We start from the raw sequence: 18307 nt of genomic DNA, 5'->3' as shown, positions 1-18307 counted from the left end.
TCTACGCGGGTTACGAACGAGGGACGTGAGCATGTCCGCGATGAAGCGCCGTAAACCCGCCGGGTGGGCCGGTGGGGTCAGGCGGTCAGCCAGTTCCGCAGGCGCTCCTCGCCCGCGAGGATCTTGGCGATCTCCACGCGCTCGTCCCGCTTGTGCGCCAAGTGGGGGTTGCCGGGGCCGTAGTTGACCGCCGGGACGCCGAGCGCCGAGAAGCGGGAGACGTCCGTCCAGCCGTACTTGGGCATCGGGGTGCCGCCGACCGCCTCGATGAACGCCTTGGCCGCCGGGTGGGACAGACCGGGCATCGCCGCACCGCTGTGGTCGACGACCTCGAACTCCTCCACCCCGCAGTCCGCGAAGACCTCACGGACGTGGGCGATCGCCTGCTCGGGCGTGCGGTCGGGGGCGTAGCGGAAGTTGACCGTGACGACGCACTCGTCGGGGATGACGTTGCCGGCCACTCCCCCGCCGATGCCGACCGCGTTCAGGCCCTCGCGGTACTCCAGGCCGTCGATGACCGGCCGGCGGGGTTCGTAGGAGGCCAGGCGGGCGAGGATCGGGGCGGCCTTGTGGATCGCGTTGGAGCCCATCCAGCCGCGTGCCGAGTGGGCCCGCTCGCCCGTGGTCTTCAGCAGGACCCGCAGCGTGCCCTGGCAGCCGCCCTCGACCTGCCCGTCCGACGGCTCCAGAAGCACCGCGAAGTCGCCCTGAAGCCACTCGGGGTGCGTCTCGGAGACGTGCTTGAGGCCGTTCAGCTCGGCGGCGACCTCCTCGTTGTCGTAGAAGACGAAGGTCAGGTCGCGGTTGGGGGCGGGGACCGTGGCCGCGATGCGCAGCTGGACCGCGACGCCGGACTTCATGTCGCAGGTGCCGCAGCCCCACAGCACGCCGTCCTCGTCCAGCCGGGAGGGGACGTTGTCCGCGATCGGCACCGTGTCGATGTGCCCGGCCAGGATCACCCGCTCCGAGCGGCCGAGGTTCGTGCGGGCCACGACGTTGTTGCCGTACCGGTCGACCGTCAGGTGAGGCAGCGCGCGCAGGGCGGTCTCGACCGCGTCGGCGAGGGGCTTCTCGGTGCCGCTCTCGGAACGGAAGTCGACGAGCCGGGCGGTGAGCTCCGCGGCGTCCAGCGTGAGGTCAAGCGAGGTGTCGGCCATGCCGTCGACCCTAACGCGCCAGGCCGCGGCCTCACTGTCCACACCCGGCTCATGCCACTCCGTACTCTCCAGTACCTTGTACGGCGTGCCAGAGCCGTCCTCTCCCAAGCGTCGTGGCCGCCTCTTCCGATGCGGGGCCGCCTTCATGGCCCTGCTCGCGGTGGCCGGTTACCTCGCCGTGCAGTACATCACCGGGGGCTCGGGTGGACCGGGCTGCAAGGTGGTCTCCGGCAAGGGCGACGGAGCGTCGTACGAGTTCACGCCCGAGCAGGCGGTGAACGCGGCGACGATCACCGCCGTCGGGACCGCGCGCGGGCTGCCCGAGCGGGCCGTGACCATCGCGCTGGCGACCGCGCTCCAGGAATCCGCCCTGCGGAACATCGAGCACGGCGACCGGGATTCCCTCGGCCTGTTCCAGCAGCGGCCCTCTCAGGGCTGGGGAACGCCGAAGGAGATCATGGACCCGACGTACTCGGCCGGTGAGTTCTACGACCACCTGGTCAAGGTGCCCGGCTACACCCGGCTGCCGCTCACCGTCGCCGCGCAGCGCGTGCAGCGCAGCGGTTTCCCGCAGGCCTACGCCAAGCACGAGCCGGACGCCGCGCTGCTCGCCGCGGCCCTCACCGGGCAGTCGGCGGCCACGCTGACCTGCGAGGGCCGCCCGGCCGCGACCCGGGCCTCGGGGCCCGACGGGGTACGGGCGGCGCTCGTGCGGGACTTCGGGCGCGATGTGCTGGAGCCGGCCGGTGCGGAGGTGGGCGGCGGTCCGTCGACGGCCACGCCCGCGCCGTCCCCGAGCGCCGGGGGCGAGGCCGGCGGGCGGACCGTGACCCTGCCGGTGACCGCCGGCCCCGGCGCGGCGACCGGCCGGAACCCCGAGCAGCGGGGCTGGCAGCTGGCGCACTGGGCCGTGGCCAACGCCTCCGAGCTGCACATCGCGCGCGTCACCTACGCGGGGCGCGAGTGGGTCGCCGGGAACACCGCCAGCCAGTGGCGGGAGCCCACGGCGAAGGGCACCGCGGGCGCGGAACGGGACGCGGACGCGGTCCGTGTCGTCACGATGGGCTAGATCGCGCAGAGGTACGGGGTCTCACCCGAGGGGGTTACCCACACGGTGCCTCGGCGATGGTGTGCGCAGGTTTTCGCACCCTCACTCCGGAAACCGCGAAATCCCTTGCGCGCACAGGGCTGGAAGGATTCGGCAGGGTTTCCTCCGGAAGCCTCTTTGACCGTTTTTATCCGCAGCTGATAATGCGACGCATTACCAACTCTTTACGTTGCGGCGCCGCAACCTTCGCGGGCTTCGAGCGGTAGTCACTGCGTCCGAGCCGGGGTGATCCACAGCCGGTCGATCAACTGCCGGACTCGGTCGGACACTTCACGAAGCTCACCGTTCTCTCCCGTCGAAGGAGCACCATGTCCCTCCCCCTGACCCGCCGTATCGCCCGTGCCGCGCTGATCGTCGCTGCGGGAGCGGCTGCCGGGGTCGGTGCGGCCGGCTCCGCCAGCGCGGCCCCCGAGCTGCCCGCCACCCCGAACCTCGGCGGTCTGACCGCCCTGGACGGTGCCAACGTCGGCAACACCGTCGACGGCGCGGCGCAGAAGGTCACCGAGTCCGCGGGTGAAACCGGCGGCAAGACCGTCAAGAAGGCCGTGCCGGCCGCGGGCAAGACCGGCGGCAAGGCGGTCAAGAAGACCACGCCCGTGGCGCAGAAGGCAGCCGGTGACACGGCGGGCTCCGCCGGGCAGCTCGTCGGCGACACCGCTGGTTCCGCCAAGGGCGGCCTGCCGACGGACTCGCTCACCAAGGGCGGCGTGCCGTCGGCGGACTCCCTGCCGGTGAAGAGCCTGCCGGTCGGCTGACACAGCCGCGTCTGACGTCGAAGGGGTCCGGGGAGCTTTCCCCGGACCCCTTCGGTGTGCGCCTGGGCCTCTTCGGTGTGCGCCGGGCCTCTTCGGTGTACTCGGGGCGCCTCGGTGTGCCCGGGGTGCCTCGGTGTGCTCGGGACCGTTTCGACGTGCCCTGGAGTGGTCACAGCCGCTGTACGGCCGCCGCCACCCTCTCGTCCGTGGCCGTCAGCGCCACGCGCACGAACTCCGCGCCCGCCGGGCCGTAGAAGTCGCCGGGTGCCACGAGGATGCCCCGCTTGGCGAGGTGGTCCACCGTGTCCCAGCAGGACTCGCCCCGGGTGGCCCACAGGTAGAGGCTGGCCTCGCTGTGCTCGATGCGGAAGCCGTGGGTGACCAGGGCCTCGCGCAGCAGCTCGCGACGGGACGCGTAGCGCTCGCGCTGGACACGGACGTGGTCGTCGTCGCCGAGGGCCGCGATCACCGCCGCCTGCGTCGGGGCCGATGTCATCATGCCGCCGTGCTTGCGGATCTCCAGGAGCGGGCCGAGGACCGCCGGGTCACCGGCCAGGAAGGCCGCGCGGTAGCCGGCGAGGTTGGAGCGCTTGGAGAGCGAGTGGACGGCGACGATGCCGTCGTAGGAGCCGCCGTTGACGTCCGGGTGCAGCACCGAGACCGGGTCGGCCTCCCAGCCCAGCTCCAGGTAGCACTCGTCGGAGAAGAGCAGGATGCCGTGCGAGCGGGCCCAGGCGACGGTCCGGGTCAGCTCCTCCTTCGAGAGGACCTTGCCCGTGGGATTCGACGGGGAGTTCAGCCAGAGCAGCTTCAGGCCCTCGGGGTTCAGCTCCGTCGGGTCGTCGTAGGCCTCGTGCTCGGCGCGGGCCAGGCGGGCGCCGACCTCGTACGTCGGGTACGCCAGGCGCGGGTAGGCCACCCGGTCGCCCGGGCCGAGGCCCAGCTGGGTGGGGAGCCAGGCGACGAGCTCCTTGGAGCCGACGATCGGCAGCACGTGGCGGTGGGTGACCTCCCGGGCGCCGAGGCGGCGCTCGACCCAGCCGGTGATCGCGTCGCGCAGCTCGGGAGTGCCCCAGACGGTCGGATAGCCCGGCGAGTCGGCCGCGGCCACCAGCGCCTTCTGGATCAGCTCGGGCACCGGGTCGACCGGGGTGCCGACGGACAGGTCGACGATGCCGTCCGGGTGGGCGGCGGCCGTGGCCTTGTACGGGGTCAGCTTGTCCCAGGGGAAGGTGGGGAGGCGGTCGGAGACTGCGGACACGGGTTCGGGCTCACTTTCTGGCGCGTACGAGCCGGTCACGGCAAACGCCTCGGCCCCGTACGGCGATCAGCGGGCTGATCTGGCCGTACGGGACCGAGGCGGCACGGTGTGCGGGCCGCTTCTTACTGGTTCTGCGGCGGCAGCGCGGCGACGAAGGGGTGGTCGCGCTCGATCAGCCCCAGCTTGCTGGCTCCGCCGGGCGAACCGAGCTCGTCGAAGAACTCGACGTTCGCCTTGTAGTAGTCCTTCCACTCCTCGGGAGTGTCGTCCTCGTAGAAGATCGCCTCGACCGGGCAGACCGGCTCACAGGCACCACAGTCGACGCATTCGTCCGGGTGGATGTACAAGGACCGCTGGCCCTCGTAGATGCAGTCGACCGGGCACTCCTCGATGCACGCCTTGTCCTTGACGTCGACACAAGGCTGCGCGATGACGTAGGTCACGCTGTCGTTCCTCCTCGATAGGGCGCTGGCGGGCCTCCTCAGGCTCCGCCGCCTGGCGCGCGGGAGCGCGGCGTCGTCGATGCCCGCCCCTAGTATCTCCGTTCCTGGGCATGATCCGAACAGGAGGGGTGAACTGACCTGTGGAAATCTCTGCCGCCGGGCGACTCGAGGTCCGTATCACCGCTGCTGACGTGGGCAAACGGGTCTCCGTGCGGAGCTTGATCGAACATGAGGCTCCGGGTGAGAAGTTCACCGACACGGTCGGTGTTCTCACATCATGGGACAACGGTGTGCTGCTGATCACACGCAAGAGCGGCGAGAGCGTCCGCATCGCGGAATCGGCGCTGGTCGCGGGCAAGACCGTGCCCGCCGCACCGGCGCGTCGCCGTGGCCCGGCCACCTCCTACGAGGAGCTGGCCCGGGTCGCCGCGCGGGCCTGGCGGCCCGTGGAGAGCGAGCGGCTGGGCGGGTGGGAGCTGCGGGCCGCCTCCGGGTTCACCCGGCGGGCCAACTCGGTGCTGCCGCTGGGCGCGCCGGACGCGCCGCTCGACGAGGCCCTGGAGGCCGTGCGGCGGTGGTACGGCGAACGCGGACTGCCCGCCTACGTCCAGACCGCGACCGGCGCCGAGGGCACGCAGGAACTGCTCTGTGCCGAGCTGGAGCGGCGGGGCTGGGTGCGGGAGGTGACCGCCGAGCTGTGGACCGGGCCGCTGGCGCCGATCGCCGACCGGGGTGATCCGGCGGGCGTCGTGCTGTCCCGGCAGGCGGATGAGGGCTGGCTGGGCCGGTACCAGCGCAAGGGCGTGAGCGAGGTGGCGCTGCGGGTTCTGCAGAGCGGGCCGTCGGTGTGGTTCGCGACCGTTCCCGGGGCCGCCGAGGGCGCGCCTCCGGCCGCCATCGGGCGGTGTGTCGTCGACGGGCGGTGGGCCGGGTTCGCCGCCGTCGAGATCGATCCGGAGCTGCGGCGGCGGGGGCTCGGCACGGCCGTGATGGCCGCGCTGGCCCGGCAGGCGCTCGACGAGGGCGCGTCGGCCGCGTGGCTCCAGGTCGAGGCCGACAACACGGCGGCGCGGGCGCTGTACACCGGGATGAACTTCGCGGCGCACCACGCCTACCACCACTACCGGGCGCCGGAGGGCGCCGCGGGGGGTGCCACGGCGGGTGCCGCTGCGGACACCCGGGCGGACACCGCGGCCGGTACCGCGGCGGACACCGCGTCGGGCACCGCAGCCGGTACCGCGGCGGACACCGCGTCGGGCACCGCGGCCGGTACCGCAGCGGACACCGCGGCCGGTACCTCAACGGACACCCCCGCCGGTACCGCAGCGGACACCCCAGCGGGCACCGCGGCCCGTACCCCCGCGGGCACTGCGGCGGACACCCCAGCCCGCACCACAGCCGACACCCCGGCGGGCACCACGGCCGACACCCCAGCCCGCACCACAGCCGACACCCCGGCGGGCACCCCCGTGGGCACCGCGGCCGGTAGTCGTTCGTCGTGAGAGGGCACGAGCCAGTCATGCGTCCCCCGTTTCCCCCGTCCCCCGAGCGCTCCGCCGAACTGCGGCGGCGGTTCGCCGAAGAGGTCCGGTCCGAGCGGCCCGATCTGTCGACGCTGTGCCTGCTGGTGGGCGCGGAGGCGGACCGGGAGCTGGACGAGGCCGGCCTGGACGCCGCGCAGGTCGAGCTGGACCGGCTGGCCGGGCTGCTGCCGTACCGGCCCGGCGGGCCCCGGGCGTGGGCCCTCGCCCTGCGGGAGCTGCTCGGTGAGCGCATGGGGTTCCACGGCGCCCCGGCCGACTACCAGCGGCTGGAGTCCTCGCTGCTGCACGAGGTCCTGGAGCGGCGCAGGGGGCTGCCGATCCTGCTGTCCGTGGTGTGGCTGGAGGTGGCCCGGCGGGCAGGGGCCCCGGTGTACGGGGTGGCCCTGCCGGGGCACTTCGTGGTCGGGTTCGGGCCGGACGAGGGGCAGGTGCTCGCGGATCCGTTCGACGGCGGGCGGGTGCTGACGGGGGCGGACGCGGAGGTGCTGGTGGCCGGGGCGACGGGGGCGGGGATCGATCCGTCGATGCTGCGGCCGGCGGATCCGCTGGATGTGGTGCTGCGGATCCTGAACAACGTGCGGGCGTGGGCGGCGGCGCGGCCGGAGCGGTCGGATGTGGCGTTGTGGGCGGTGGACTTGTCGCTGCTGCTGCCGTCGCATCCGGCTCGGTTGCGGTACGAGCGGGCGCAGTTGCTGGTGCGGCGGGGGGAGTTCCTGGGCGGGGCCTCGGAGTTGGAGGCCTATGCGGAGGTGGTGGAGGCGGTGGATGAGGCCGCTGCCGAGCGGGTGCGGGGGGAGGCTTTCGCGGCTCGGGCGATGCTCAACTGACGCCTTCTCGCCCTAGGGGCTCGTGTGGTCCTGCGTGTGCGGGCGCGTGGGCCTGCTTCGCGCAGTTCCCCGCGCCCCAAGGCATTACAACCAGCCCTTTTCCCGTGCCACCCGGACCGCCTCTGCTCGGTTTCTCACCGCGAGCTTCTGGATGGCTGTGCTGAGGTAGTTGCGGACGGTGCCCTGGGAAAGGTGGAGGGATGCTGCCAGTTCGGCGTTGGTGGAGCCGTCGGCGGCGGCGCGCAGGACCTCTCGCTCCCGGTCCGTCAGCGGGTTGGCGCCCTCCGCCAGGGCCGCTGCCGCCAGGGTCGGGTCGATGACGCGTTCGCCGGTGAGGACCTTGCGGATCGCCTCGGCGAGCTGCGCGGCGGGGGCGTCCTTGACCAGGAAGGCGTCGGCGCCGGACTCCATGGCGCTGCGCAGGTAGCCGGGACGGCCGAAGGTGGTGAGGATGACTAGCTTCACCGCCGGGAGCTCCGCGTGCAGGAGGGCCGCGGCCTCGATACCGGTGGCGCCGGGCATCTCGATGTCCAGGAGGGCCACGTCCACGGCGTGCGCGCGTGCGGTTTCAAGGACCTCGTCGCCGCGGGCCACCTGGGCGACGACCTCGATGTCCTCCTCCAGGCCGAGCAGGGCGGCCAGGGCCTCGCGGACCATCGACTGGTCCTCGGCGAGCAGGACCTTGATCGTACGGCTCATGCCGGGGATCCTACGTCCGCCGGTCCGGCCGCCGGCACGCGGGCGACCAGGCGGAAACCGGACTTGAGCGGGCCCGCCTCCAGGGTGCCACCGGCCGTGGTGAGGCGTTCGGTGAGGCCCGCGAGACCGTTGCCCTGGCCGGTGCCGTCACCACCCGAGCCGTCGTCCTCGACGGTCAGTTCCAGCACCGGCCCGTCCAGGGTCTGGCGGCGCAGCAGCTCGACCGTGCAGCGGCGGGCCCCGCTGTGCCGTACGACGTTGGTGACCGCCTCGCGCAACGCCCAGGCGAGGGCCGACTCGCTCTCCTCGGGCACGCCGTCGAGGTCGGGTTCGTCGGGGAGCGCGGCGGTGACGCCGGCCGCGGTCAGGGCGACCCGGGCACCGGCGAGTTCGCCATGCAGCCGGGGGCGGCGGTAGCCGGTGACGGCCTCGCGTACGTCGACCAGGGCCTGGCGGCTGACCTGCTCGATGTCGGCGACCTGCTGGGCGGCCTCGTCGGGCCGGCCGGGCAGCATCCGTCCGGCCAGCTCGCTCTTCAGCGTGATCAGGGACAGCGAGTGGCCGAGCAGGTCGTGCAGGTCCCTGGCCAGCCGCAGGCGCTCCTCGTTGGCGGCCAGCTGGGCGACGGTGGCCCGGGCCTCGCGCAGGGCGATGGTCGTACGGACGAGTTCGCGTACGCCCGTCATCGCGAAACCGCCGAGCAGCGCCGGGATGAGCAGTCCGGCCAGGTAGGAGTGGCCGTCCGGCACGGCGAACGCCACGGCGGTCAGCAGCGCGCAGGCGCCCGGGATCGTCCAGCGGGCCATGCGCAGCGGCAGGGCCGCGCCCGAGGCGATCGAGACGTACACGAACAGCACCAGCCACTCGCGGCCCAGGGTGAGGGCGAGGAGCGTGGACTGGGCCGCGAGGACGCCGAGCGAGCCGAGCACCAGGCCATTGCGCTCGCCGCGGCCGGTGCGGAAGACCAGCAGCATGTACCAGGTGACGAAGGCGGCCAGGCCCAGCCAGCCGAGGACCCGCACGCCGGTGCTGTGGCCGCCGTGCAGCAGGTCGGTGACGGGTGCGCTCAGGTAGACCAGCCAGATGCCGGTCCACAGCGACTTCACGACCCGCTGCCTGCGGTTGACCGGGCGCTGCCCGATCCCGACGCCGACGTCGTTCACGCCTTCAGGGTGTCCTTCCGGTACAGCCAGGCCGCGCCGCCCGCGAACAGGACGAACGACACCACGAGGACGGCGAGGTCCTGGACGTGTGGGGCCCGGCTCTGCTCGATGGCCTGCCCCAGGGCAGCGTACGCGTGCGTGGGCAGCCACTTCGCGATCTCCTGGAGCCAGTCCGGGAAGGTGGTCGTGGGCATCCACAGGCCGCCGAGCATGGACAGGCCGAAGTAGGTGATCATCGTGATCGGGCGGACCGCGTCCCCGCTGGCCAGGTAGCCGATGGCGACGCCGAGCGCCGCGAAGACGAGGCTGCCGGCCCAGATCGCGCCGGTCAGGGCGAGCCACTGCCAGGCGTCCAGGCGGACGTCCTTCACGGCCGCCGCCACGGCGAAGACGATGACGATGGACGGCAGGCTGACGACGGCGGCGCTCGCGGTCTTGGCGAGGACGTAGCCGCGGCCCGGCAGCGTGGTCAGGCGCAGTTGCCGCACCCAGCCGCCCTCGCGTTCCTTGGCGATGCGCTCGCTGTTGCCCATGAGCACGGCCGTGAGGGCCCCGAAGGACGCCATGGAGACCATCATGTAGGTCGGGAGGGTCAGGCCGCTGCCGGGGACCTTCGTGGTGCTGTCGGCCTTGCCCGCGACGATCAGGAACAGCACCGACGGGTAGATCACGGAGAAGAACAGGAACTTGCGGTTGCGCAGGGCGCGGGCGAGTTCGAGCCGGATCAGGCTGTTCACTTCGACTTCGCCTCCTCGGCGGTGGTGATGGCGACGAAGGCCTGCTCCAGGCCGAGCCCGGCGACTTCCAGGTTGCGCGGGTAGACGCCCAGGCCGTACAGGGCGTGGACGGTGGCGTCGGCGTCGGCGGACTGGATGCGCACGGTCCGGCCGGAGATGTCGATCCCGGTCAGGAACGGCAGGGCGCGCAGGGCGGGTTCGTCGAGGGCGCCCTCCACGTCGAAGGAGACCCGGCGGGCGCCCGCCCTGGCCTTGATCTCGGCGGCCGTGCCGTCGGCGAGGAGCCGGCCGCGGTGCAGCACCAGGACCCGGTCGGCGACGGCGTCGGCCTCTTCCAGGTAGTGGGTGGCGAACAGGACGGTCCGGCCCTGGTCGGCCTGTTCGCGCATGGTGGCCCAGAAGGCCTGACGGGTGGTGACGTCCATGCCGGTGGTGGGCTCGTCCAGGACGATGAGGTCGCTGTCGCCAGCGGTGGCCAGGGCGAAGCGGACACGCTGGGCCTGGCCGCCGGAGAGCTTGTTGACCTTGCGGTCGGCGATCTGCGCGACGCCCGCGCGGGCCAGGACCTCGGAGGGCCGGTACGGCTTCGGATGCAGATCACAGGCGAGCCGCACCAGTTCGGCGACGGTGACCTCGTCCATCAGCCCGCCGCTCTGCAGCATGGCGCCCACGCGCCCGGCGACGATGGCGTCCCGGGGGCTGGTGCCGAAGAGCCGGACCGTGCCGCTGTCGGGCTTCTTGAGGCCGAGCAGCAGATCGAGGGCGGTGGACTTGCCGGCCCCGTTGGGCCCGAGCAGCGCCACGGTCTGCCCCGGGCTGAGATCGAGGGTCAGCCCGTCCACGGCCCGGACCGCGTCGTACACCTTGCTCACCTGGTCGAACGCGACCACGGAGGCTGTCTTTGTCATACCGACATCGTGGCTTCGGGGGCGGGGGCGGGGGCAGTGTCGGGCGTCCGGAGTGCCGTATGACGGTTGTCATGGGTGCGGGGTGACACCGAGAGCCCCCACCCTCAGCGGGCGGGGGCTCTCGTACGGCGGGTGGCGGAAGGTCAGTTCGGCTTGGTGTCGATGACTCCGATGCGCTCCGCGGGCGTCTTGCCGCGCAGGGCCTTGCGCAGGGCCGTGACGACGTCCTGCGGCGTGACGTCGCGCTTGCCGCTCGCGCCCTCGATCTGCACGCCGTCGAAGGTCGTGCCGTACGCCTCCTGGAGCGCCTTGAGGTTGTAGGTGTCCACGAGCTTGCCGTCGACGGCCTTGAAGCTGAGGATCTTCGGCAGGGACAGCGCGCCGAACGGAATGCTGTGCTCCGCGTCGGTCTGCACGATGGCCTTGGCCGACATCGCGGGCTGCGCGAAGTCCTTCAGGACCCGGTCGACCTCGGCGTTCGAGACCGTCGGCCGGCGGGTGGTGGTCGGGAGGTTCACGGTGCCGGCCGTGCCGGTCTCCACCTGGGTGCGGTACGCCTCCTCGACCGCGGTCGTCGACTTGGCGAGGTCGACGCCCTTGCCGGTCTTGCCGTAGACGGGGACGGCCTTGCCGCCCTTGAACTCGATCGTGCCGTCGGTCGTCGCCCCGGAGCCGCCCACGGCGGCCTCCAGGGAGGCGTGCAGCTTCTCCTCGTCGACGGGCATGACCGGGGTGACGACACGGTGGTTGCCGAAGAGGGAGCCGATCACGGAGACCGGGTTGTAGTCGCTCTTGGCCGCCGCGTCGGCCGTGGCGTCCATGTCGAACTGCAGGCCCGCGTTGTCCGGGTCGAGGGCGACGGTCTTGCCGCCCAGCGACAGCTTCAGCTCTTTACCGGCGTTCTTGTCGAAGGCCTCGTCGAGCTTCTTGACCGCGCCGTCGCGGGTGGTGCCGCCGATGTCGACGCCGAGCACGGTGGTGCCCTTGGGCACGTCGGTGCGGTTCATCAGCAGCCCGGCGCCGTAGACGCCACCGGCGAGGACGACCACGCCGACGGCCAGCAGCACGAGCTTGCTGCGGCCCTTCTTCTTCGGCGCCTTGGAGGAACTCGCCGGGGGCGGCGACACCGGCTCGGGCAGCTTCGGCGCCGTGTGGGGCACCGGGCCGTCACCGGGCGCGCCCGGGCCGAACGGCGACGCCGCGCCGGACGGTACGACGGGGATGCCGCTGGTGACCGTGTGCCCCGAGACGTTGTCGTGCCGGGGGTTGTAGCCCTGGCCGTCCGGCGGTTCGGGGGCCGGCTTCTGCGGGGTCAGGATGGCGGTGTCGTCGCTCATGCCGCCGCCGGGGCCGGGGCCTGGGCCTGGGCCTGCGGCGCCAGGAGCGGGGGTGGTCCCCCGGGTGCCCGGGCCGCCGGGGCCGCCGGGGCCGCCGCCTATGGCTCCGGGGCCTCCGGGCCGGCCGGGGGCGTTGAAGGCCTCGGGGGCGCCGGGGCGGCCGGGGTCGTTGAAGGCCTCGGGGGCACCGGGCCTGCCCGGGTCGCCGAAGCCGTCGGGGCCGCTACGGCCGCCGGGTCCACCGGGACCGCCGGGGCCGCCGGGACCGCCGGGGGCGTTGAAGGCGCCGGGACCGGCCGGGCCGCCCGGATCGTTGCCGAAGCCGCCGGGACCACCGGGGCCGCCAGGACCGCCCGGGGCGTCGAAGGCGCCGGGTGCGCCCGGGCCTCCCGGTGCGTTGAAGCCGCCGGGGCCACCGGGACCGCCCTGGTCGTCGAAGCCCGCTCCGGCCGGCGGCACCATCGGGCCGTCACCGGTGACGGGGCCGCCGGTCGGACCGGCCGGGCCCAGGGAGCCGGGACCGCCGGGCGTGCCGAAGGCGTCCGCGGCGCTCGGGCCACCTGCCTGACCGCCGTAACCGCCCTGCCCGCTCTGGCCGTTCTGACTGGTCTGCCCAGCCCGACCGTTCTGCCCGTTCTGCCCGTCGCGGCCGTTCTCCGAGAAGTACGGCAGGTCGTCGCGGCGCGGTTCGCCGCCGGGGGCCGGACGCGAGCCGCTGCCCAGCGGGCCCGCCGCCAGGGCCTCGGTGACGTCGAAGGAGCCGGTGCCGCCGCCGTGCCCGGGCGCGACGGGGCCGCCGGTCGCGCCGCCCGGGAGCCCGGCACCGTTCGTACCGCCGGAGCGGGAGCCGCCCGGCGCGCCCATGGAGCCGACCACGCCTCCGGGCCGCCCGGCACCCGGCCGCGCACCGCCGGACGCACCGGCCGCGGGGCCACCCGCACCCGAGCCACCCGCACCCGAGCCGCCCGGCGCCGGACGTGAACCGCCCGGCAGCCCGGCCCCGTTGGTGGAGCCGCTGCCCGGACCGCCCTTGCCGCCGCCCGACTTGCGGGGCGCGAACCAGTCGCTGGCCGGCTTGTCGTCGCCCTGCTGCGCGGGCTCGGCGGAGGGCTCGGCCGGGCTCACGCCCGCGGACACGGACGGGGCGTTGCCCGGCCCCGTGGACGTCCCACCGTGCGTGTCGGTGTCGGCCGGGGCCTCCGTCTCCGCGACGGGCTTGCGCACCACCACGGGCGGAATGGGCCGTGACCCGGGGATGTTGATCCGGATCCGGGTCGTCAGCGTGGTCTCGGTCTTGCGTTCCTCCGGCCGCGCGGCGGAACGGCCCGCGTCCGTACCGGCGTCGGTGACCGCCGGGGTCCCGTACGGCGGCGTACCCGACGGGTAGGCGGCTCCACCGCGCCCGTTGGGCCCGGAGGACGGAGTGTCAGTTTCACGACTCAAGGCAGGTTCTCCCGGTTGGCTCCGCCGCCCGACACAACCTCACGCGGGCAGCTCGGCGGCGCGCACCACCATACTGGCCACTTCTCGCTCGTATCCCGTGACCGCTGTGGAAACCCACACCGGACCCCCACGGCCAGGTCCTGGCGAAGTGGTACGTCACTTGGCAAGTCGGACGGGACCGCCGTCCGGTTGCCGCCCCGGGGCGAGGGTGGCGCAGATCACAGCCACGGCGATGCCCCCGAGCAGGAAGAGATAGGAGCCGCTTCCCGCGGCGAAGAGGAAGTCGCCCTCGGGGCGGCTGGCGGTCAGCAGGACGATCGCGAGCATCCAGCCCGCGGCGACCGCGACGCCCCCGGCCCGGCCGCGCAGCACGCGACTGGCACCCAGGACGGCTCCGGCCTCACCGGCGAGGGCGAGCAGCAGCCCACCCGGGAACAACCCGGGCTGCACCAGGGCCCCGGCCACGCCGATCAGCGCGCCGAGCACGAAGAATCCGAGGCAGGCACCGACGCGTCCGGCGGTGGGCGGGCGCATCGGCTGGGCGAGCATCGACGTACGGTCGCTCATGAGTCCTCCCCGACACCGGCGAACAGGTCCGTCTCCAGCGCCCCGGGACCCCGCTCGCCGCGCACCAGCTCGTAGTTCTCGGTGGTGAGGATCGGCTGGGCGAGCTCGTTGGACAGCACGAAGTAGGGCTCGGCCACGGTGATCTGGGTGGCGTGGGCGCGCATCGCGGCGGCCTTGGCTGCGGCGTGGGCGGTGCCGTCGATCACGGTGCTGATCCGCTCCTCGGGCACGACGCCCGGGACGTCGTCGACGTCGGCGGCCTTGGCGAAGGGCGTGCCGGGCAGGTCCTGCCTCAGCCGCGCGAAGGACTCCTCCACAACAGGACGGGGGACCCGGTTCCAGTAGACCTTGGGGACGGGCACTCCGGCGTCGGCGGACAGTTCCGCGGCGCGCATGGCGACCCGGTGGGCCTGGATGTGGTCGGGGTGGCCGTAGCCGCCGTGGTCGTCGTAGGTGACGAGGACCTGGGGGCGTACCTCGCGGATCACCTCGACGAGGTGGGCGGCGGCCTCGTCGACGTCGGCCTGCCAGAAGCAGCCGGGGTCGTCGTTGTCGGGCAGGCCCATCATCCCGGAGTCGCTGTAGCGCCCGGCGCCGCCGAGCAGGCGGAAGTCCGTCACGCCGAGTTCGGCCATGGCGGCGGTGAGCTCGCGGCGGCGGTGCTGACCCAGGGCGGCGCCCGTCAGATGCGCCAGCCCGGGCGGGATGACCTCGCCGCGCTCGCCGAGGGTGCAGGTGACCAGGGTGACGTGGGCACCTTCGGCCGCGTACCTGGCCATGGTCGCGCCGTTGTTGATCGACTCGTCGTCCGGGTGCGCGTGCACCAGCAGCAGACGCCGGTCGGGCAGTTCCGTCATGGGGCCAGCCTACGAGGCGCCGGAGAGCCGTCCGTCACCCCTCGTCATCGTGGCCGGGAAGGTCGTCGCCCTGGTAGCGCGGCAGGCCGCTGGTGGAGATGGTCCACTCACCGATGGTGACGTCCTCGCCGTAGACGAAGTTCTTGCGGGTGGCGTACCGAGGACCTTCCGGTGTGGGGTGGATGTCGGTGAGGACCGCACCGGTGCCGGTCCGGGGGTCGAAGATCGCGTAGACGGGAACGCCGAGCAGCGGATAGTCACGCATCTTGCCCACCCAGTCGTTGCGCGGATTCGACCGGGAGACGACCTCGATGGCCGCGATGAGCGTACGGGCGTCGAACGATCCCTCGATGTCCATGTCCTCTTCGGCGATCACCATGACGTCAGGGCGGCGCATGACGCCCTCGGGCTCGTCCTCCACATCGGGCTCGCCAGTATGGGCCACGAGATCTTCCGGCATTACCTTCTCCAGGCGCTTCCGGAGCCGCAGCGTGGTCAGCTCGTGGCGACCGCTGGGCGACATCATGTCGTGGACGATCCCTTCCTTGGTGATCTCGAATTTGCCCGGCAGCACGTCGTCCGTGGACTGAACGAAGTCGCGCATGGCCCGGTACAGGTAGGAGGCGCTCTGGTGCGCGCCGTCGGGTGCGACAGTCATGGCGCTCGCTCCTCGTCGTCTGTGCCCAGGGGCAAGGATCGTCACGTTCATGCTAGGCGGCCTCCTGAAGGTCGGGGCGGCAGTCGCGGCAGCGGCCGGGGCGGGGCGCCCGGAAGCCGCGGTCGCAGCCGTCGCAGTTCTGCATCGCGTGCCGCGCGGGCGGCGGGGCGGCGGCCGGTGCCCGGAACGGCGGTGGAGGCGGGAGCTGGGCGGCGAGACGGTGCGCCAGGAAGGCAGCCGGACGGCGTACACCCTCGGACGGCAGGTCGGCGCTCAGGGCCCGGCTCACGGCGGCGGGGGCGACGTCCCGCTCCAGCCAGGCGGCGACGCCGGGCGCCAGATGGGCGGTGTCGCAGGCGGAGAGGAGCAGCCGGGGATCGTGGCGGTGGAGAGCCGCGAGGAGGTCGGTGGCGGCTCGCAGGAGGGCGGGCGCGGGGTAGGCGGGGCGTGGCACGTCCGGGAGTGGCTTGCGGGGCGCTCGTTCCCCGCGCGATGCCCGCGTGGGGTGCGCCCTGCTCTCCTCACACGCCTCCCTCTGCTGAGGAGCCGTGGCGGCTCGGCCCTCCGGGCGGGGGCGGGCTGCCGCAGGCTGGTTGCAGGAGATCGTGCGGGTCACGATGCGGCCGGTGGAGGTCCGGGCACGTTCGCGGCGCAGGTAGCCGTGGGTTTCCAGATCACGCAGGGCGGCAGCGATCCGCGTGGCCCCCTCGGGGAACCGGGCGGTGAGGGTCTTGATGTCGGCCGGGGCGCCCTTCGGCAGCGACTGGAGGTGCGTGGCGAGCCCGATGGCGAGGAGCGAGAGCTCCCTGTGCTGGGCCAGGTGGTTGCCGATCACCGTGAAGCGGGTGGTGTGGCGGGTGTTGTCGTGTTGGAGGCCACCGGTGCGGGGCCCCGCGTCGGGCCGCCGATTCGGGTGCTTGTCGCCCGCAACTCGGGCCTGGGCGCGCGGGGGCACGCTAGGGTCCTGGGTAGCCATCGGGAAGCTCTTCTCTTCCTGGGTGGTCAGGCCCTCGCACTGGGATTGCAGTCCCGGCGGGGGCCGTTTCATGTCTGCGGTTGTGGTGGTGCGTTGCGCTGAGCGTCGGGCCTCGGGGGCCGCGAGATCCAGCCGGTTGGGGGATGTTCACCCGCCCGAGTGAGCGTGGGCCACGGGGCGGGGGGTGGGGCTTGGCGGGGTGCTTTCTCCGTGAGTTCTTTGTCTTTCAGTCGTCGACGGCACCGGGGCGCGAGGGTGCGGGTTCCGGTGGTGTGAAGCCCAGTGCCGGGGCCGGGCCTGGGCTGTTTCCCGATTCGCGTCGCTCGGCGTGGCCGACCGGACCTACCGTGATGTGTGATCGCCCCGCCACGGAGAGCTACCGCCCGAGGCTTGTCCGGTGCCGCCCGGACTGTCGACGCGGCTCCCACTGACGGGGCGCGACGGTACGACGCGGCACTACGAAAGGGGCGCACATGCCGGTGAACGGCGAGGCGGTGCGGGTCAGGACCGAGGTGGAACAGGCCGACGAGCCGGGCTGGGAGGTGGACCCGGACGACGACTGGGCGCTCGCGGTGGTGGCCACGGTGGGGCGGCAGTTGAGGCTCCGCCGGGAGGCGGTGGGGCTGCGGGCCGGCGAGTTCGCGGTGGCGGTCGGGTACGGCGAGGACCTCGTCTACAAGATCGAGGGCGGCAAGCGGATCCCCCGGCCCGAGTATCTGGACACGGCGGACGAGGTGCTGGGCGCCGGTGGGCTCGTCGCGGCGATGAAGGAGGACGTGAAGAGGGTCCGGTATCCCAAGAAGGTGCGGGATCTGGCGCAGATGGAGGCGCGGGCGGTGGAGCTTCAGCTCTACGATCCGTTGCACGTCCATGGCCTGTTGCAGACTCCGGAGTGCGCACGCGCCCTGTTGACCATGCGGCGTCCCGTCTACTCGACAGAGGAGGTGGAGCAGTTCATCGCAGCTCGCGTAGCGCGCAAGGCGATCTTCGAGCGTGACCCGGCACCCGACCTCAGCTTCGTCCTGGAGGAGTGGACCCTTCGGCGGCCTCTGGGGGGACGAGCGGTCCTGCGCGACCAACTCGAACATCTGCTTGAAGCAGCCCAGTTGCGCAACGTCGAGCTTCAGGTGATGCCGATCGAACGGGAGGCCCACGCCGGCGTGGACGGCAGCATCGAGGTACTCAAGTTTGAGGACGGGTCAGCGATCGGGCGTTCCCCAGCAGTGGCCAACGGACGACCGGTGTCCGACCTGCGGCAGCTCCGTATCCTGGAACTCCGCTATGGCATCATCCGGGCTCAGGCGCTCACACCACCTGAGTCGACTGCCTTCATCGAACAACTGCTGGGGGAGACATGATCCGCAAGATCTCGTCCGGAGACGCCTCCGGCCTGGTGTGGTTCAAGAGCAGCTACAGCAGCGGCAGTGAAGGCGACTCCTGCGTGGAGGTCGCCACAACACCCGGCACCGTCCACGTCCGTGACTCGAAGGACGTCGAGAGTGCCCGGCTGGCCTTCGCCCCCGCCGCGTGGGCCGACTTCGTGCCCTACGCGGTCAGGGGCTGACACAAAGGCGCGCGTCGCTCAGAACTTGATGCTGCCGATCATGCCCGCGATGTTCGTCGTCAGCTCGTTGATCGTGGGAGCGACGGTCGAGGAGGCGAGGTAGAAGCCGAGCAGCATGCAGACGATCGCATGCCCCGCCTTCAGTCCCGACTTCTTGATCAGCAGGAAGACGATGATCGCCAGCAGCACCACCGCCGAAATCGAGAGTGCCACGGCGGCTCACCTCCAAAGATCCACGAGGGCGCGGGGGGTCGGACTATGGGGGCATCAAATCCGTACAGCAGCCAGCAGGTTCATACCCAC

18 protein-coding genes and 1 pseudogene are annotated in these 18307 nt (G+C 72.6%); 6 read left to right on the top strand and 13 right to left on the bottom strand.

The annotated features are described in order from the left end of the window. Positions 1–77: 77 nt before the first annotated feature. The gene (gene dapE / locus ACFZDE_RS13070; RefSeq protein ID WP_391199797.1) at positions 78–1157 is read right to left on the bottom strand and encodes a succinyl-diaminopimelate desuccinylase; all 1080 of its coding nucleotides are present in this window, start codon (positions 1155–1157) and stop codon (positions 78–80) included. Between the two features lie 145 nt (positions 1158–1302). Here dapE and ACFZDE_RS13065 point away from each other — a divergent pair, with 145 nt between their 5' ends. After that, the gene (locus ACFZDE_RS13065; protein ID WP_391199927.1) at positions 1303–2226 is read left to right on the top strand and encodes a heavy metal transporter; all 924 of its coding nucleotides are present in this window, start codon (positions 1303–1305) and stop codon (positions 2224–2226) included. 347 nt (positions 2227–2573) lie between these two features. After that, on the top strand, positions 2574–3020 hold the full coding sequence (locus tag ACFZDE_RS13060; protein WP_390993725.1) for an ATP-binding protein: 447 nt from the start codon (positions 2574–2576) through the stop codon (positions 3018–3020). A gap of 169 nt (positions 3021–3189) precedes the next feature. Here the strand turns inward: ACFZDE_RS13060 and ACFZDE_RS13055 are convergent, their stop codons facing one another. Together ACFZDE_RS13055 and fdxA are read right to left on the bottom strand one after the other, a co-directional pair. After that, the gene (locus ACFZDE_RS13055; RefSeq protein ID WP_391199795.1) at positions 3190–4281 is read right to left on the bottom strand and encodes a bifunctional succinyldiaminopimelate transaminase/glutamate-prephenate aminotransferase; all 1092 of its coding nucleotides are present in this window, start codon (positions 4279–4281) and stop codon (positions 3190–3192) included. Positions 4282–4403: 122 nt separating this feature from the next. Beyond that, positions 4404–4724 carry a ferredoxin gene (gene fdxA / locus ACFZDE_RS13050; RefSeq protein ID WP_003973842.1) on the bottom strand — a complete coding sequence of 107 codons (321 nt, stop codon included), beginning with the start codon at positions 4722–4724 and terminating at the stop codon, positions 4404–4406. 140 nt (positions 4725–4864) lie between these two features. On the opposite strand from fdxA, the pseudogene ACFZDE_RS13045 reads away from it, so the two are divergent. Beyond that, positions 4865–5875: pseudogene (locus ACFZDE_RS13045) on the top strand (GNAT family N-acetyltransferase); the annotation flags it as partial. 368 nt (positions 5876–6243) lie between these two features. Next, entirely contained in the window at positions 6244–7095 is an 852-nt protein-coding gene (locus ACFZDE_RS13040; protein WP_390993723.1) for a tetratricopeptide repeat protein, read from the top strand. A gap of 84 nt (positions 7096–7179) precedes the next feature. On the opposite strand, the gene ACFZDE_RS13035 is transcribed toward ACFZDE_RS13040, so the two are convergent. The 9 genes from ACFZDE_RS13035 to ACFZDE_RS12995 all read right to left on the bottom strand — a co-directional run bounded on the left by ACFZDE_RS13035 (position 7180) and on the right by ACFZDE_RS12995 (position 16440). Beyond that, on the bottom strand, positions 7180–7794 hold the full coding sequence (locus ACFZDE_RS13035; protein WP_391199793.1) for a response regulator: 615 nt from the start codon (positions 7792–7794) through the stop codon (positions 7180–7182). After that, the gene (locus tag ACFZDE_RS13030; RefSeq protein ID WP_391199791.1) at positions 7791–8957 is read right to left on the bottom strand and encodes a histidine kinase; all 1167 of its coding nucleotides are present in this window, start codon (positions 8955–8957) and stop codon (positions 7791–7793) included. Before ACFZDE_RS13030 ends, ACFZDE_RS13035 begins: the two co-directional genes overlap by 4 nt. Then, a complete protein-coding gene (locus tag ACFZDE_RS13025; protein WP_390993720.1) occupies positions 8954–9694 on the bottom strand; it encodes an ABC transporter permease in 741 nt (246 codons plus the stop codon). Before ACFZDE_RS13025 ends, ACFZDE_RS13030 begins: the two co-directional genes overlap by 4 nt. Further along, positions 9691–10602 carry an ATP-binding cassette domain-containing protein gene (locus ACFZDE_RS13020; protein WP_391199789.1) on the bottom strand — a complete coding sequence of 304 codons (912 nt, stop codon included), beginning with the start codon at positions 10600–10602 and terminating at the stop codon, positions 9691–9693. The genes ACFZDE_RS13025 and ACFZDE_RS13020 overlap by 4 nt, the downstream gene beginning before the upstream one ends. 143 nt (positions 10603–10745) lie before the next feature. Next, on the bottom strand, positions 10746–13382 hold the full coding sequence (locus tag ACFZDE_RS13015; protein WP_391199787.1) for a hypothetical protein: 2637 nt from the start codon (positions 13380–13382) through the stop codon (positions 10746–10748). Positions 13383–13538: 156 nt separating this feature from the next. Continuing rightward, positions 13539–13949, bottom strand: coding sequence for a DUF6113 family protein (locus ACFZDE_RS13010; protein WP_390993717.1), 411 nt, complete (start codon positions 13947–13949; stop codon positions 13539–13541). Beyond that, the gene (gene mshB / locus ACFZDE_RS13005; RefSeq protein WP_391199785.1) at positions 13946–14806 is read right to left on the bottom strand and encodes an N-acetyl-1-D-myo-inositol-2-amino-2-deoxy-alpha-D-glucopyranoside deacetylase; all 861 of its coding nucleotides are present in this window, start codon (positions 14804–14806) and stop codon (positions 13946–13948) included. Before mshB ends, ACFZDE_RS13010 begins: the two co-directional genes overlap by 4 nt. Positions 14807–14840: 34 nt before the next feature. Beyond that, positions 14841–15464, bottom strand: a complete 624-nt coding sequence (locus ACFZDE_RS13000) for a Uma2 family endonuclease (RefSeq protein ID WP_391199783.1) — start codon at positions 15462–15464, stop codon at positions 14841–14843. A gap of 52 nt (positions 15465–15516) precedes the next feature. After that, positions 15517–16440 (bottom strand): helix-turn-helix domain-containing protein, encoded by a 924-nt coding sequence (locus ACFZDE_RS12995; protein WP_391199781.1) that lies wholly within the window; start codon positions 16438–16440, stop codon positions 15517–15519. A 473-nt stretch (positions 16441–16913) separates the two neighbouring features. Here ACFZDE_RS12995 and ACFZDE_RS12990 point away from each other — a divergent pair, with 473 nt between their 5' ends. Both ACFZDE_RS12990 and ACFZDE_RS12985 read left to right on the top strand, forming a co-directional pair. Continuing rightward, entirely contained in the window at positions 16914–17798 is an 885-nt protein-coding gene (locus ACFZDE_RS12990) for a Scr1 family TA system antitoxin-like transcriptional regulator (protein WP_391199779.1), read from the top strand. Continuing rightward, a complete protein-coding gene (locus ACFZDE_RS12985) occupies positions 17795–18004 on the top strand; it encodes a DUF397 domain-containing protein (RefSeq protein WP_391199777.1) in 210 nt (69 codons plus the stop codon). The genes ACFZDE_RS12990 and ACFZDE_RS12985 overlap by 4 nt, the downstream gene beginning before the upstream one ends. An 18-nt stretch (positions 18005–18022) precedes the next feature. Here the strand turns inward: ACFZDE_RS12985 and ACFZDE_RS12980 are convergent, their stop codons facing one another. Continuing rightward, positions 18023–18217: a hypothetical protein gene (locus ACFZDE_RS12980; protein WP_030842840.1), complete on the bottom strand. Its 195-nt coding sequence runs from the start codon at positions 18215–18217 to the stop codon at positions 18023–18025. Between the last annotated feature and the right edge of the window lie 90 nt (positions 18218–18307).

The sequence above is a fragment of the Streptomyces sp. NPDC007929 genome, from assembly GCF_042959065.1.
Lineage (GTDB): Bacteria > Actinomycetota > Actinomycetes > Streptomycetales > Streptomycetaceae > Streptomyces.
Note: the sequence above shows the minus strand (reverse complement) of the source record. Positions and strands in the feature narration are given on the sequence as shown.